Source organism: Actinoplanes campanulatus, from assembly GCF_014647795.1.
In the GTDB taxonomy this organism is placed as follows: domain Bacteria; phylum Actinomycetota; class Actinomycetes; order Mycobacteriales; family Micromonosporaceae; genus Actinoplanes; species Actinoplanes campanulatus.
Genome location: NZ_BMPW01000006.1, coordinates 23,428 through 37,010 on the forward strand (window position 1 = coordinate 23,428; position 13,583 = coordinate 37,010).

A 13,583-nucleotide genomic window follows, 5' to 3' on the forward strand; every position below is an offset into this window, starting at 1 on the left:
TGGTCAGCTGATCGCGCAGTAGCCGGCCACCGGGCTCAGCCACTCGGCGATCTGGGTCTTGAGGTTCTTGTCCAGATCCTTGGTGGTCTTGATCTTCTCGATGTAGTCCCGGTTCTTCGCGCTGGTCTCGATCTTCCCGACCGACACGATGGCGGACGCCTTGAGATCCGGGTTCTTCGCGGTGGCGACCTGCTTGCGGATCTCGGTGGCCACCGCCTGCAACTCGGCGGCGGCGGTCTTCTCGGCCGCGGCGGCGCCGGCCTTGTCCTTGGCCTCCTTGTAGGCGATCATCTTGCCGATCGCCTTGCCGAAGTCGCCGAACCCCGTGGTGAAGGCCTTGTCGAGGCGGCGGCACACGACGTCGTTGTCAGCCGAGTAGTCCGGCGCCGACGCCGAGGCGGCCGGGGTGGCCTCGGTCCGTGCCGAGGTGACGGGCTGCGGGGCGCTGCTCGGCTTCGGATCGCTGCCGCAGGCGGCGCTGCCGAGCAGCATGCCACCGGTGAGCACGGCCAGGATGGCGCGTCGCATCAGAGGTTCCTCTTCGTCGGGGTCATCCAAACCCGCCCGAGGTTACGTAACGAAGACAACGACCGCCAACTCTGTGTGATCACTGAATGACGAACAGCCCGCGGTGGCCGATCTGCTGCGGCCCGCCGAGGGTCGAGAGAGGATGGTCCGGTGACGACCGACGAGAGTGGTTTCCGGACCGAGCGCGACACGATGGGCGAGGTGCGTGTCCCGGCCGCGGCCCTGTGGCGTGCGCAGACCCAGCGGGCGGTGGAGAACTTCCCGATCTCCGGCCGGGGGCTGGAGGCGTCGCACATCCGGGCGCTGGCCCGGATCAAGGGCGCCGCGGCGCGGGCCAACGCGAGCCTCGGCGTGCTGGAGAAGGACCTGGCCGAGTCGATCGCGACCGCCGCGGCGCACGTGGCCGACGGGGGCTACGACGACCAGTTCCCGGTCGACGTCTTCCAGACCGGTTCGGGCACCTCGTCCAACATGAACGCGAACGAGGTGATCGCCACCCTGGCCAGCCGTGACCTGGGCCGTCCGGTGCACCCGAACGACCACGTCAACGCCTCCCAGTCGTCCAACGACGTCTTCCCCTCGTCGATCCACCTGGCCGCGACCGAGGCGATCAGCCAGGAGCTGATCCCCGCGCTCGCGCATCTCGCGACCGCGTTGACCGCGAAATCCGCGGATTTCGCGCAGATCGTCAAGAGCGGCCGCACGCATCTCATGGACGCCACCCCGGTCACCCTGGGGCAGGAGTTCTCCGGGTACGCGCGACAGGTCACCAACGGCGTCGAGCGTCTCCAGGCCACCCTGCCCCGGCTCGGTGAGCTACCGCTCGGCGGCACCGCGGTGGGCACCGGGGTGAACACGCCGCCCGGGTTCGCGCAGGCGGTGATCCGGCTGCTCGCCGACGAGACCGGCCTGCCGCTGACCGAGACCCGCGACCACTTCGAGGCACAGGGCGCCCGGGACGCGCTGGTCGAGGCGTCCGGCCAGCTGCGCGTGGTGGCGGCCGGCCTCTACAAGATCGCCAACGACATCCGCTGGATGGGCTCCGGGCCCCGGGCCGGGCTGCGCGAGCTGCGCCTGCCCGACCTCCAGCCCGGCTCGTCGATCATGCCGGGCAAGGTGAACCCGGTGGTTCCCGAGGCGGTCCGCCAGGTCGCCGCCCAGGTGATCGGCAACGACGCGACGGTCGCCTTCGCCGGCACCCAGGGCGACTTCGAGCTCAACGTGATGCTGCCGGTGATGGCCCGCAACCTGCTGGAGTCGATCCGGCTGCTGGCCGCCGTGTCCCGCCTCTTCGCCGACCGCTGCGTGGAGGGCCTGGAGGCGAACGAGGAGATCGCCCGGGGGTACGCGGAGGGTTCGCCGTCGATCGTCACGCCGCTCAACCGGTACCTCGGCTACGACGAGGCGGCCGCGATCGCCAAGGAGGCGCTCGCCACCGGGCGGACCATCCGCGAGGTGGTGATCGGGCGCGGCCACGTCGGGGCGGGCCGGCTCACCGAGGCGCAGCTCGACGAAGCGCTCGACGTGCTCCGGATGACGCGTCCCTGACGTCCGGCCGGTACCCTTGTACGGTGACTCTGCGCTTGTATGACACCGCGACCCGATCGGTCCGGGACTTCGTCCCGTTGACGCCCGGTCAGGCGGGGATCTATCTGTGTGGTGTCACCGTGCAGTCCTCGCCCCACATCGGCCATCTGCGCTCCGCCGTCAACTACGACGTGCTGCGGCGATGGCTGCTGCACGAAGGGCTGGAGGTCACCTTCGTCCGCAACGTCACCGACGTGGACGACAAGATTCTCCAGAAGTCGCTGGAGCACGAGCGGCCGTGGTGGGCCATCGCCTACGAGAACCGGCTGCTGCTGGAGCGCGACTACCGCGCCCTCAACGTGCTGCCGCCGACGTACGAGCCGTTGGCCACCGGGCACATCACCGAGATGCACGATCTGATCGGGACACTGATCGAGCGTGGACACGCCTACCCGGGTGGTGGCGCCTGCGCCGACGTCTACTTCGACGTGCTCTCCTACCGCGAGTACGGCGCACTCTCCGGTCAGCGGCCGGACGACATGCGCGACGCCGGCGACGCCCCGGTACGCGACAAGCGCGACCACCGTGACTTCGCCCTGTGGAAGGGCGTGAAGGCGGACGAGCCGCAGGACGCGTACTGGCCGTCGCCCTGGGGCCGCGGCCGGCCCGGCTGGCACATCGAGTGCTCGGCCATGGCCCAGCGCTACCTCGGTGACGAGTTCGACATCCACGGCGGCGGTCTCGACCTCACCTTCCCGCACCACGAGAACGAGGTGGCCCAGTCCAAGGCGGCCGGTCTCGGCTTCGCCCGCTACTGGGTGCACCACGCGCTGCTCAACCTCGGTGACTCCAAGATGAGCAAGTCGCTGGGCAACGTGATCGATCTGAACTCGGTGGCCGAGGCCGGCATCCGCCCGGTCGAGCTGCGCTACTACCTGGGCAGCCCGCACTACCGCTCGCGGATCGACTACTCCGACGAGGCGCTGCGCGAGGCCGCGGTCGCCTACCGGCGGATCGAGGGCTTCGTGCAGCGCGCGGCCGAGGTGGTCGGCAACGGGCGGCCCAAGGCGGTGCCGCCGGCCTTCGCCGACGCGATGAACGACGACCTGAACACCTCGGCGGCGCTCGCCGTCGTGCACGACACCATCCGGGAGGGCAACACCGCCCTGGCCGCCGGGGACGAGCCGGCCATCCGCGGCGCGCTGACCGCGGTCCGGGCCATGCTCGGGGTGCTCGGCCTCGACCCGTTCGACGGCGCCTGGAGTGGCGGCGAGGGCGGCAACGATCTCAAGCCGGTGGTCGACTCCCTGGTCGCCCTGGCATTGGAACAGCGGGCCCAGGCCCGCACACGTAAGGACTGGGCGGCCGCCGACTCGGTGCGGGACCAGCTCAAGAACGCGGGTATTCAGGTGGAGGACACTCCGACCGGGCCGCGCTGGACGGTAGGAGAACAGCACTGATGGCCGGCAATTCGTTCAATGCGAGCAAGCGCTCCACCTCGAAGAAGGGGGCGAGCATGGGGTCCGGCGGCAAGAACCGCGCCGGGCTCAAGGGCCGGGGCAAGACCCTGCCGGCCGACGAGCGCCCCTGGCACAAGGGCTACTCGGGCACCGAGAAGCTGCCCGAGAAGACCGCCCGTAAGCAGGACAAGGAGCGCCGGGCAGCGGCCGCCGAGGGCCGGGCGCCCAAGGTCGGCGTCCCCGGCACCAAGGACACCACCTGGGGCCGCGGCGGTGGCCGGGCGACCGGGATCACCCGGACCCAGTCGTCCCGCGGCGGCGTGCGTGGCGGCGGTCCGCGGGGGCCGCGGATCGCTCCGGGGCGCCGGTCCAACCCGACCAAGGAAGGTCCCGAGCTGCTGCTCGGCCGCAACCCGGTGGTCGAGGCGCTGCGGGCCCTGGTGCCCGCCACCGCGCTGTACGTGGCGCAGGGCATCGACATCGACGAGCGGGTCACCGAGATCGTCCGGACCTCCGGCGACCGGGGCATCCCGATCCTGGAGATCAGCCGCAACGAGCTGGACCGGATGACCGGCGGCGTGCTGCACCAGGGCGTCGGGCTCCAGGTGCCGCCGTTCGCGTACGAGGACTTCGACGACCTGGTCAACGCGGCGCTGGAGCAGACCGCCCCGCTGTTGGTGGCCCTGGACGGCATCACCGACCCGCGCAACGTGGGCGCCGTGATCCGGTCGGTGGCCGCCTTCGGTGGGCACGGCGTCTTCATGACCGAGCGGCGGGCCGCCGGCATCACCGCGACCGCCTGGCGCACCAGCGCCGGGGCGGCCGCACGGGTGCCGGTGTCGCAGGTGGTCAACCTGACCCGGGCGATCAAGTCGGCCCAGAAGGCCGGTTTCACCGCCATCGGGCTGGACGCGGACGGCGAGACCGACCTCTACCAGTTGGAGGCCGCGGTCGGGCCGCTGCTCGTGGTGGTCGGCTCCGAGGGCCGCGGTCTGTCCCGCCTGGTCGGCGAGACCTGTGACCTGAGGGTGAGCATCCCGATGGCCTCCGACGTGGAGTCGCTCAACGCCAGCGTGGCGGCGGCCGTGACCCTCGCCGAGGTGAGCCGCCGCCGATCCCAGGGCTGAGTCCGGCTAGAAGTAGGCGCGCAGGCGGTTGCCATCCGTGAGGAAGAGGCGGCCGTCTGCGACGACCGGCGGGTGGCTCTCGTCGCTCGGCATGCCGCCCTTGCGCGGCTTGCCGGTCTCCGCCTCGACGATCGACAGCTTCGCGCCGATGCCGGCCGGGCTGTAGAGCAACGCGCCGGCTCGGACCGGCTGCCCGGCCGCGTCGTCCAGAGGCACCGACCAGAGCTTCCGGCCGTTGCGGGCGTCCACGCAGTAGATGCTGTGGTTCCGCGGGAAGTAGAGGTGCCGCTCGTCGGCGGTCACCGCGGACGGGTGCCAGGCCGACTCCCAGATCTTCCGGCCGTCGGCGGCGTCGACCGCGGTCAGGCCGACGTCGCTGCCGGAGACGTAGAACCGGGTGCCGGCCGGGTCGCTGCCCACGGCGTACCAGCTCTCCTTGGTCTCCCAGAGGGTCGCGCCCGTGGTGATCGAGACGGCGCGGGAACCCCCGCCCTCGGTCCGCAGCAGCAGCCGTCCGCCGGCCGAGAGCAGCCCGTCGGCCCGGGTTCCGCCGAGTTTCCACAGGCGGGCGCCGGTGGTCAGCCGGTGTGCGATGGTGGCGGCGCCGAAATCCGGCCGGGCGTCCACCACGACCACGCCCTGGTCGACGATCATGTCCTGGCTGGGGGCGCCCAGGGGAAGCTCCCAGAGCCGGGTCCCGGACGAGGCGCGATAGGCGTTCAGGAAGTTGCGCTGGCCGGTGCAGGCGTAGTTGAGAACGGCCAGGATCCCGTCCGACATGGCTATCCGCGTGACGCCCCGGCCGTGCAGGTCGGCGTGCCAGCGGCGTTTCCCGGAGGCCGGGTCGTACGCCCCGACCCCGCCCGGATCGCTGGTGTAGAGGAGACCGCCCCCGGCGAGCGGCTCCCGGCCGATCTCGCATTCCGGGTCGGCGTGCGTGGGAATGTCCCATCGACGGCGGATGTCGTCCACCGATGCCGGGGTGAGCCGGCGCTCATGCGGGTTGTAGTAGGTGGCGCCTGGGCCGTACCCGGTCTGGGACCACTCCGAAGGCGGTGTGGCCCAGGCGGCTGGGCTGGGCAGACTCAGTGCCGCAGCGAGTGCGGCAACCATGACGGAACTCATACAAGATCAACGAAAGAGCCCCCGGTCGGGATCGAACCGACGACCTCCCGTTTACAAGACGGGTGCTCTGGCCATCTGAGCTACAGGGGCGAACGGCCTCAGCATAACGTCCTGTGATGCGAACGCCATCTTGGCAGGTCGCAAGAAAACAAATACGGTGGCGCTCGCAGTTCCTTCTACTCGGATCGTCCGGCACGTTCCTGCCGGTGGAAAGGAAGTCGATTCACCATGGCTACCGTCACCTATGACAAGGCCTCCCGGATCTACCCGGGTACCGAGCGCCCCGCCGTCAACGAGCTGAACCTCGAGATCGGCGACGGAGAGTTCCTCGTTCTGGTCGGCCCCTCCGGTTGTGGCAAGTCCACCAGCCTGCGCATGCTCGCCGGCCTGGAGGACGTGGACCGCGGCCGCATCCTCATCAACGACCGGGACGTCACGCACCTCCCGCCGAAGTCCCGTGACATCGCGATGGTGTTCCAGAACTACGCGCTCTACCCGCACATGACGGTGTACGAGAACATGGCGTTCGCCCTGAAGCTGCGCAAGACCCCGAAGGCGGAGATCGACCGCGCCGTCAAGGAGGCCGCCGCGCTGCTCCAGCTCGAGGAGTACCTGTCGCGTAAGCCGAAGGCGCTCTCCGGTGGTCAGCGTCAGCGTGTCGCCATGGGCCGCGCCATCGTGCGCCAGCCGCAGGTGTTCCTCATGGACGAGCCGCTGTCGAACCTCGACGCCAAGCTCCGCGTCCAGACCCGTTCGCAGATCGCCACGCTCCAGGCCAAGCTCGGCGTCACCACCGTCTACGTCACCCACGACCAGGTCGAGGCCATGACCATGGGTCACCGGGTCGCGGTCATGCTGGACGGCGTGCTCCAGCAGGTGGACACCCCGCGGGCGCTCTACGACACCCCCGGCAACGTCTTCGTCGCCGGCTTCATGGGCTCCCCGGCCATGAACATCAAGACCGTTCCGCTGACCGAGGCCGGCGCCACCTTCGGCTCGCTGTCCATCCCGCTGACCCGCGAGCAGGTCGCCGCGGCCCAGCAGGGTGGCGAGGGCAAGGTCACCATCGGCTTCCGTCCCGAGGCCGCCGACGTGGTCGGCGAGTCGGCCGGCGCGCTGCCGATCGTGGTCGACCTGGTCGAGGACCTCGGCTCGGACGCCAACGTCTACGGTCACGCCGACCTGGCCCACGGCTCGGAGCGGTTCGTCGTCCGGACCGAGCGCCGCAACATGCCGCACATGGGTGAGACGGTCTTCATCCAGCCGCACACCAACGCGCTGCACGTCTTCAACGCCGGCTCGGGCATCCGCATCTGACGCACGGATCCACGGAGAAGGGCGGTTCCCCTCGGGGAGCCGCCCTTTCCCGTCAGTCGGTGAACCGGTAGACGACGTAATCCTCCTCGGCGGCGCAGGCGATCACCGAGGTGTTCCAGGAGCAGCTCGCCGACCGTACGTCCGCGAGCTGCCCCAATGGCACGGCGCTCTCGCCGAGCGGGATGCCCCAGACCGCCCGGTCGCTCACCGAGGTGGTCAGGGTGTCGGAGAAGCGCAGCATGTTGCCGGCGTCCAGGCGTACCGTGACGCCCTGCTCGGTCTGGCTCTTCCGGCCGGACGCGTCGATCAGGGTGGTGGTCTCGTCGCCGACCGCCAGCACCGCGTCGCCGACCGGGACCAGGGCCTCCACCTCCGGCACGTCCACCGGCTCCGACCAGCCGTCCTTGCCGAGCGCGAAGACCCGGTCCTTCGTCCGGTCGTAGCTCTCGGTCTGCACGAAGCAGAGCCGCTCACCGCACGGGGCCAGCTTGCTGAGCGAGGAGTTCGGCGGGGCGGTGTGCACGATGACCGGGTTCTCGGCGAGCCGGCCCAGGTCGTACGAGAGGATCCGCTGCGGGGCGGCGGAACCCCGTACGTACAGCCGGCCGTTGTGCGCCACGATCTCGTCGCTGGTCGACGCGACGCTGGGCAGTGGGTCGCCGACGACCTTCCCGGTGTTCAGGTCGCGGACCGTGGCCGTCTGGTCGGCGTCGATCTGGACGAACCGTTCGTCGTCGGTGAAGTCGGGGGAGAAGGGCCGCCCGGCAGTGCCCGCCGGACCGGCGAGGTCCTCGATCGTCGTGGCCGGGTGGATCGCCGACGAGTCCGGGTCGGCCTGCGTCCACTTCTCGGCACCGTCGGACAGCCCGATCCCGACGAGCCGTTTCGTCTCCCGGTCCGTCCACAGCGCGGTCTTCGAGCCGGGGTGGACCTCGTCGTACGAGCCGATCCGCTTGTCCCAGAGACGCTTGCCGTCCTCGGCGTCGAGCGCCACTACCCGGCTCGTGCTGGTCGCCGAGTCCGGACCGGAGTAGAGCAGCACCACGCCGGGCCGCGCGAGCATCGATTTCCACGTGGTGGCCTGACCGGCGCCGTCGCTCTCCCACAGCTTCGACCCGTCCGTGGTGTCGGCGGCCACCACTCGCAGCGTGCCGTCGTCGTCGGCGCTCGCGAGATAGGCCCGGTCCCCGAGCACCTCGGTGTCGGCGAACGCCGAGGTGACCGGCACGCTCGGGGTCACCCGCCGGGGTTCCGCCAGCGGGACGAAGTCGATCGGGGACACGCCCGGCCAGAGGATCACCGCGGCGGCGGTGGCGGCGGTGGCCACGACGACCGTCGCGCCACCGGCCCACAGCCAGGTGCGCCGCCGCTTCCACGCCGGTTCCTCCTCCGCGGTCGCCTCGACCGCGCCCGGGATGGTCCAGGTGCCGCCGGGGTACGGGTGTGGCGTGTAACCGCCCGGCTGTCCACCGGCGGCGATCGCGGCGGCCTCGGCGGTCGCCCACGGGTCGACCGGATCGGAGTACTCGATCTCCGGAGCCGTCGGTCGATCCTCGTCCCCCGGACCCGCCATGTCCCCGCCCTTCTCGGTCACCCCCGTCGGCCCGTCATGCTACCGAGTCGACCATCGATGACCATCCTGTCGACCTTTCGGCCGGCTGGTTATCGTGGCGGCATGCGCATCGAACGGGTCACCGCCGAGGCCGAGGTCCATCGCGCGGCCGATCTCTTCGACGCGCCGCCGATCGAGGCCGCCACCCGCCGCTTCCTCACCGACCCCACTCACCACCTGCTGCTGGCCTACGACGACGCCGACCGGCCGGTCGGCATGATCACCGGGGTCGAGACCACCCATCCGGACAAGGGCACCGAGATGCTCGTCTACGAGCTCGGGGTGGCGCCGGTGGCCCGCCTCCAGGGGATCGGCGCGGCGCTCGTCGACGCGCTGGCCGGACTGGCCCGCGACCGGGGTTGCTACGGCATGTGGGTGGCCACCGAGAACGACAACAAGGCGGCCCTGGCCACCTACCGCCGGGCCGGTGCGCTCGAGGAGATGACGTTCACCCTGCTCAGCTGGGATCTGAATCAGGACTGAAGGCGCGAGAGCGCGCGCCGCTGGACGTTGGCGGCGCGCGCTCTCGCTGGAGTGACGTCTAGTCGGTGCCGCGGTCGACGAAGCCGTCGACCGGCTCCTCGTGCAGGCGGGGGTCGTCGATGGCCGGGTCGCCGGGGATCGCCTTCGGGCGGCTGGGCGCCTCGTTCGATCCGGCGGCCGGCTCGGATCCGGCGCCGGGGGCCTCGGGGGCGGACTTCGGGTCGTCCGCCTTCGGGTCACCGGCCTTCGAGACGCCGACCTTCGAGACGCCGGCCTTCTTGTCGGCCGGGTTCGGTTCGGTCAGCTCGCCGCCGAGGGGCAGGCCGGCCACGTCGTGGGGGAGGTCGGTGATGTCGCGGTCGAGCATCCTCACCGGGTTCGCGCCGGCCAGGCCGCCGAGCAGCGAGTAGTCGGCCTTGTCGTGCTCCAGGCGCGGCGCGAACGGGCGCTCGTCGGGGGCGGGCCTACGGACCCTGGTGTTCGGGGGCGGCGCGGACGGCGACACCCCGGCGGGGCCGAGCCCGCCGATCGAGGGGAAGTTCTGGGACAGGAGCCCGCTGAGGGTCACCGGAATCGGGAGGCTCGAGGACGGGGAGCCGCTGTACCGCCGGGTCGCCGCCGGCACGGTGCCGCGGATGACGTCCGCGGCGGGCAGGAGCCGCCGGCCACTCCTGGCGTTCTTGGCGTTCCTGCGGCCGTCCGGGTGGTCCTCGAGGGCGGGCGCGACACGGGCCGTGCCGGGCTCCACCTGAACCAGGGGCTGGCCGCTGAGCGGGTCGGCGGCGAACCGCCAGGCGTTGGTGGGGTCCAGCGCGTAGCCGAGGGCGTTACGCAGTGAGGTCCGGGCGGCTCCGAGACCGGCCGCGGGATCCTGTCCGATCGCCGGGGCGGCGCCGGCGTCGGCTGCGGGGGCGAGAGTGTCGTCGGCCCACGCGGGGGTCGCCCCGAGCAGGATTCCACCGGCGAGGGCGCCGGCACACCACAACTTGCGCACTGATCTTCTCCTGGCCACATCGGACGATGGGTTCGGTCGATACCCACCAACTCGGACATAAGGTGTCGGATGGGGCAACGACCGGCCCCGCGGGCAGGTTCCGGCTGACTACGATTCGTGAACGTGAGTGCCGTGCCGCCGATAAAGATCCACAAGCATCCGGAGTCCGATGAGGACACGCGCCCCCACCTGGTGCTGTGCGGCGCGGACGCGCTGGTCTTCACCCTGGCCGAGGAACTCGCCAACTCCCGGCACCGGATCCGGATCACGGTGGTCACGCCGCACCGGATCCGGGCCGACGTCCCCGACCTCGCCTCGCTCGCCGACCGCGGGGTGGAGTGGCACAAGGCCGACCGGCTGGACGAGCGGACCTTCCGCGAGGCCGGGCTCACCGGCGCCACCGGGCTCGCCCTGGTCATGCCGGACGACATGGTCAACCTGCACGCCGCGCTGTGCGCCCGCGAGGTCGAGGAGGACCTGCGGGTCGTCGTGCGGATGTTCAACCGGGAGCTGGGGCACAGCGTGCTCCGGCTCTTCCCGGACTGCGCGGTGCTGTCCGACGCCGAGATGGCCGCGCCGGCCTTCGTGGCGGCGGCGCTGGGCGAGGTGGCTCCGACACATTTCCGGCACTCCGGGCGTACCCTCTATGTCGCTCACCGGGAGGACGTCGCGGAGCGACAGGTGATCCTCACCCTGACCACCGCCGGCGACCGGGGTGAGGTGAGCGTCCTGCCGGAGGACCCGCCGCCCGGTTCGGCGCGGCCGGGAGACCTGGTGCTGGCCGAGGCGCTCGGCCGCCCGGCCGGGGAGGACGTGACCCGCCGCCTGCTCACCCGGGCCGGTCGCCGCCGTCGCCCGCTGCGTGCCGTCGGCCGGGTGCTGCGCGCCGCGCTCAGCCGCAAGCTCGGCATCGCGGTCCTGATCACGCTGGCCACCACGGTGGTGGCCGGTCTGGTCCTGGCCAATTTCGACAAGGGCGGGCACGGGCTGTGGGAGTCGGTCTACGTGACCCTGCTGACCGCGGTCGGATCATCCGATGTGGAGGTCGATCGCAATCCGGTGGCGCAGGCCGCGCAGCTCGTGCTGACCATCGCCGGGCTCGCGCTGATCCCGCTGATCACCGCGGCCGTGGTCGACGGCATGGTCAACGCCCGGCTCGCGCTGGCCCAGGGCCGGGTGGCCGGGCAGCTGCGGGACCACATCGTCCTGGTCGGGCTCGGCAACGTCGGCACGCAGGTGCTGCGCCAGCTCGCCGACCTGGGGGTCCGGGTGGTCGCGATCGACCGCACCGCCGACCCCCGGGGTGCGAAGAGCGCGCAGCGGCGCGGGGTGCCGGTGATCGTGGGCGACGCGTCCGCCGAGGCCACGCTGCGGGCCGCCTCGATCGACACGTGCCGGGCCCTGGTCGTGCTCTCCACCGACGACGTGGTGAACCTCCAGGCCGCGTTGCAGTCCCGGTCGGCCCGGCCGGACCTGCGGGTGGTGCTGCGGCTCTTCGACGACGACTTCGCGCAGCGGGTCGAGTCGGCCTTCCAGATCAACACGTCCCGCAGCGTCTCCCGGCTGTGCGCCCCGGTCTTCGCGGCCGCGCTGCTGGAACGGGACGTGCACGCGACCATCCCGGTCGACCGGCACGCCGTGATGGTCGCGACGGTGACCGTGTCGGGCGGGTCCCTTCTGGACGGCGCCCCGCTGGACCATGCCGACCATCCCGGTGAGGCGCGGGTGATCGGCATGTCGGCGGCCGGCCAGGGCTGGGTCGACTGGGTGCCGGACCGGCGCCGGGTGCTGGCCGAGGGCGACGAGATCCTGGTGGTGGCCCGCCGGGGCGGGCTGCGTGCGCTCGCCGAGCTGGCCGGCCCGCCGCTACAGGGTGCCGCTCAGTGAGTCCGCCTCGACACCCAGCACGGCCTGCTCGTCCGGCTTGTTGACCAGCACGTCGGTCAGGTAGCCCTGCACCGCCGGGCCCATGCCGACGTCCCGCCCGGCCTTCTCGGAGAGCAGCCACTTGTGCTGGATGATCTGCGAGAAGATCTCCTGCGGCTCCAGTTTGCGGCGCAGGTGGGCGGGGACCGCGCGGACCACCGGCTCGAACACCTCGGTGAGCCAGCGGTGCGCGGCCTGCTGCTCGTCGGTGAGGTGGCTCTCCGCCCGGTAGGCGTCCAGGTCGTTGAGCAGCTGACGGGCCTGGTTCTCCTCGGCGTCCAGGCCGGTCAGGCGCATCAGCCGCCGGGTGTGGTAGCCGGCGTCGACGACCTTGGGGCGGACCAGATAGCCGCCGTCGTCCGACGTGGACATGGATACCTCGGCGACGTCGAAGCCCATCTCGTTGAGCCGCCGGATGCGCCGCTCGATGTGGTGCCGGGAGTCCTTCGACACCTCCTGCTCGTACGTCACCTCGTGCCACAACCGCTCGTAGCGCGCCACGATGTCGTCGACCACCTTCTCCGGGTCGATCGACTCGTGCAGCAGCTCGGCGGCCTCCAGGTCGAGGCACTCGCCGAAGATGTTGAGCCGGAGGATCTCGATGTCCTCGCTGCGCTGCCCCTCGGACAGTTTCGGGTACAGATTGCCGGTCTCGGCGTCCACCAGGTAGGCGGCGAAGGCCCCCGCGTCCCGCCGGAACAGCGTGTTGGACAGCGAGCAGTCACCCCAGGAGAAGCCGGTCAGGTGCATCCGCACGACGAGGGCGGCCAGCGCGTCGAGCAGGCGGTTCATGGTGTCCGGCCGCAGCACCCGGGAGAACAGCGCACGGTACGGCAGCGAGAACTGGAGATGCCGGGTGACCAGCACTGTCTCCAGCGGCTCGCCCTCCAAGGTCTGCCGGTCGGTGGCGATGGCGACCGCCTGCACGGCCGGGAAGTCGATCCGCTCCAGGGCGCGGAGCAGGTCGTACTCCTTCTCGGCGATTCGTTCCCGGGTCTCCTTCATGGCGTAGACCACGCCGTTCAGCTTCACGAACCGGACGATGTGCCGCGAGATGCCCTGTGGCAGCGCGACCAGGTGATCGGCCGGCCAGTCCTCGAGCGGAATGTGCCACGGCAGATCCAGCAGCGCGGGGTCGATGAGGGCGGAGGTGATGCGCACGATCACAAGTGTGCCGGGTCGCGCGGCGCGTCGTGCTTGCACGTGGCTCGTTACACAGGTGCGAAACCGCCGACGACGTACGGGAGTGGCATGCGACGTAGGACTGGAATCGTCATCGGGACGTGCACCGCGCTGGCCCTGATCGGCACGGCCGGGTCGGTCGTGTCCGCGGGCGCCGGCGAGCGGCCGTCCGAACCCCGGCTCTCCGCGGCCCGGCCCTCCGCGGTCGAACGCACCCCGGCCGCGGTGGGGAGGCGGGCTATTCCACAGGTTACACCGACAACAGCGACTCACGGTATTAAACCGGACAATTCGTTTGGGGT

At 71.2% G+C, this 13,583-nt stretch carries 11 protein-coding genes and 1 tRNA gene; 6 read left to right on the forward strand and 6 right to left on the reverse strand.

Annotated elements, in window-relative coordinates; genetic code table 11:
- Positions 1 to 3: 3 nt before the first annotated feature.
- Positions 4 to 528 carry a hypothetical protein gene (locus IEZ13_RS12895; protein ID WP_183222400.1) on the reverse strand — a complete coding sequence of 175 codons (525 nt, stop codon included), beginning with the start codon at positions 526 to 528 and terminating at the stop codon, positions 4 to 6.
- A gap of 150 nt (positions 529 to 678) precedes the next feature.
- Here IEZ13_RS12895 and IEZ13_RS12900 point away from each other — a divergent pair, with 150 nt between their 5' ends.
- From IEZ13_RS12900 to rlmB, 3 genes are read left to right on the forward strand one after another with little or no spacing between them, the layout of a single operon-like run.
- On the forward strand, positions 679 to 2,076 hold the full coding sequence (locus tag IEZ13_RS12900) for a class II fumarate hydratase (protein WP_183222401.1): 1,398 nt from the start codon (positions 679 to 681) through the stop codon (positions 2,074 to 2,076).
- Positions 2,077 to 2,099: 23 nt separating this feature from the next.
- Entirely contained in the window at positions 2,100 to 3,515 is a 1,416-nt protein-coding gene (gene cysS / locus IEZ13_RS12905; RefSeq protein ID WP_183222402.1) for a cysteine--tRNA ligase, read from the forward strand.
- A complete protein-coding gene (gene rlmB / locus IEZ13_RS12910) occupies positions 3,515 to 4,642 on the forward strand; it encodes a 23S rRNA (guanosine(2251)-2'-O)-methyltransferase RlmB (protein ID WP_183222403.1) in 1,128 nt (375 codons plus the stop codon). The genes cysS and rlmB overlap by 1 nt, the downstream gene beginning before the upstream one ends.
- Before the next feature lie 6 nt (positions 4,643 to 4,648).
- Here rlmB and IEZ13_RS12915 read toward each other — a convergent pair whose 3' ends face one another.
- Both IEZ13_RS12915 and IEZ13_RS12920 read right to left on the reverse strand, forming a co-directional pair.
- On the reverse strand, positions 4,649 to 5,755 hold the full coding sequence (locus tag IEZ13_RS12915; protein WP_183222404.1) for a PQQ-like beta-propeller repeat protein: 1,107 nt from the start codon (positions 5,753 to 5,755) through the stop codon (positions 4,649 to 4,651).
- Positions 5,756 to 5,783: 28 nt separating this feature from the next.
- Positions 5,784 to 5,857 (reverse strand) — tRNA-Thr (locus IEZ13_RS12920).
- Between the two features lie 138 nt (positions 5,858 to 5,995).
- On the opposite strand from IEZ13_RS12920, the gene IEZ13_RS12925 reads away from it, so the two are divergent.
- Complete coding sequence (locus IEZ13_RS12925) at positions 5,996 to 7,084, forward strand: ABC transporter ATP-binding protein (RefSeq protein WP_183222405.1); 1,089 nt, start codon at positions 5,996 to 5,998, stop codon at positions 7,082 to 7,084.
- A gap of 52 nt (positions 7,085 to 7,136) precedes the next feature.
- Here IEZ13_RS12925 and IEZ13_RS12930 read toward each other — a convergent pair whose 3' ends face one another.
- Positions 7,137 to 8,657: an outer membrane protein assembly factor BamB family protein gene (locus IEZ13_RS12930; protein ID WP_183222406.1), complete on the reverse strand. Its 1,521-nt coding sequence runs from the start codon at positions 8,655 to 8,657 to the stop codon at positions 7,137 to 7,139.
- A gap of 102 nt (positions 8,658 to 8,759) precedes the next feature.
- Here IEZ13_RS12930 and IEZ13_RS12935 point away from each other — a divergent pair, with 102 nt between their 5' ends.
- Complete coding sequence (locus IEZ13_RS12935) at positions 8,760 to 9,179, forward strand: GNAT family N-acetyltransferase (protein ID WP_183222407.1); 420 nt, start codon at positions 8,760 to 8,762, stop codon at positions 9,177 to 9,179.
- 58 nt (positions 9,180 to 9,237) lie between these two features.
- On the opposite strand, the gene IEZ13_RS12940 is transcribed toward IEZ13_RS12935, so the two are convergent.
- Complete coding sequence (locus IEZ13_RS12940) at positions 9,238 to 10,173, reverse strand: hypothetical protein (protein ID WP_183222408.1); 936 nt, start codon at positions 10,171 to 10,173, stop codon at positions 9,238 to 9,240.
- A 123-nt stretch (positions 10,174 to 10,296) separates the two neighbouring features.
- On the opposite strand from IEZ13_RS12940, the gene IEZ13_RS12945 reads away from it, so the two are divergent.
- Positions 10,297 to 12,060, forward strand: coding sequence for an NAD-binding protein (locus tag IEZ13_RS12945; protein WP_229794653.1), 1,764 nt, complete (start codon positions 10,297 to 10,299; stop codon positions 12,058 to 12,060).
- Here the strand turns inward: IEZ13_RS12945 and IEZ13_RS12950 are convergent.
- Positions 12,040 to 13,260, reverse strand: a complete 1,221-nt coding sequence (locus tag IEZ13_RS12950) for a DUF4032 domain-containing protein (RefSeq protein WP_183222409.1) — start codon at positions 13,258 to 13,260, stop codon at positions 12,040 to 12,042. The two genes, IEZ13_RS12945 and IEZ13_RS12950, sit on opposite strands and share 21 nt — an antisense overlap.
- Positions 13,261 to 13,583: the final 323 nt, after the last annotated feature.

Excerpts from the sequence above, each read along its gene's own strand:
- IEZ13_RS12895 (WP_183222400.1), bottom strand. The coding sequence starts at position 528 with ATGCGACGCGCCATCCTGGCCGTGCTCACCGGTGGCATGCTGCTCGGC.
- rlmB (WP_183222403.1), top strand. The coding sequence starts at position 3,515 with ATGGCCGGCAATTCGTTCAATGCGAGCAAGCGCTCCACCTCGAAGAAG.
- IEZ13_RS12915 (WP_183222404.1), bottom strand. The coding sequence starts at position 5,755 with ATGGTTGCCGCACTCGCTGCGGCACTGAGTCTGCCCAGCCCAGCCGCC.
- IEZ13_RS12925 (WP_183222405.1), top strand. The coding sequence starts at position 5,996 with ATGGCTACCGTCACCTATGACAAGGCCTCCCGGATCTACCCGGGTACC.
- IEZ13_RS12930 (WP_183222406.1), bottom strand. The coding sequence starts at position 8,657 with ATGGCGGGTCCGGGGGACGAGGATCGACCGACGGCTCCGGAGATCGAG.
- IEZ13_RS12935 (WP_183222407.1), top strand. The coding sequence starts at position 8,760 with ATGCGCATCGAACGGGTCACCGCCGAGGCCGAGGTCCATCGCGCGGCC.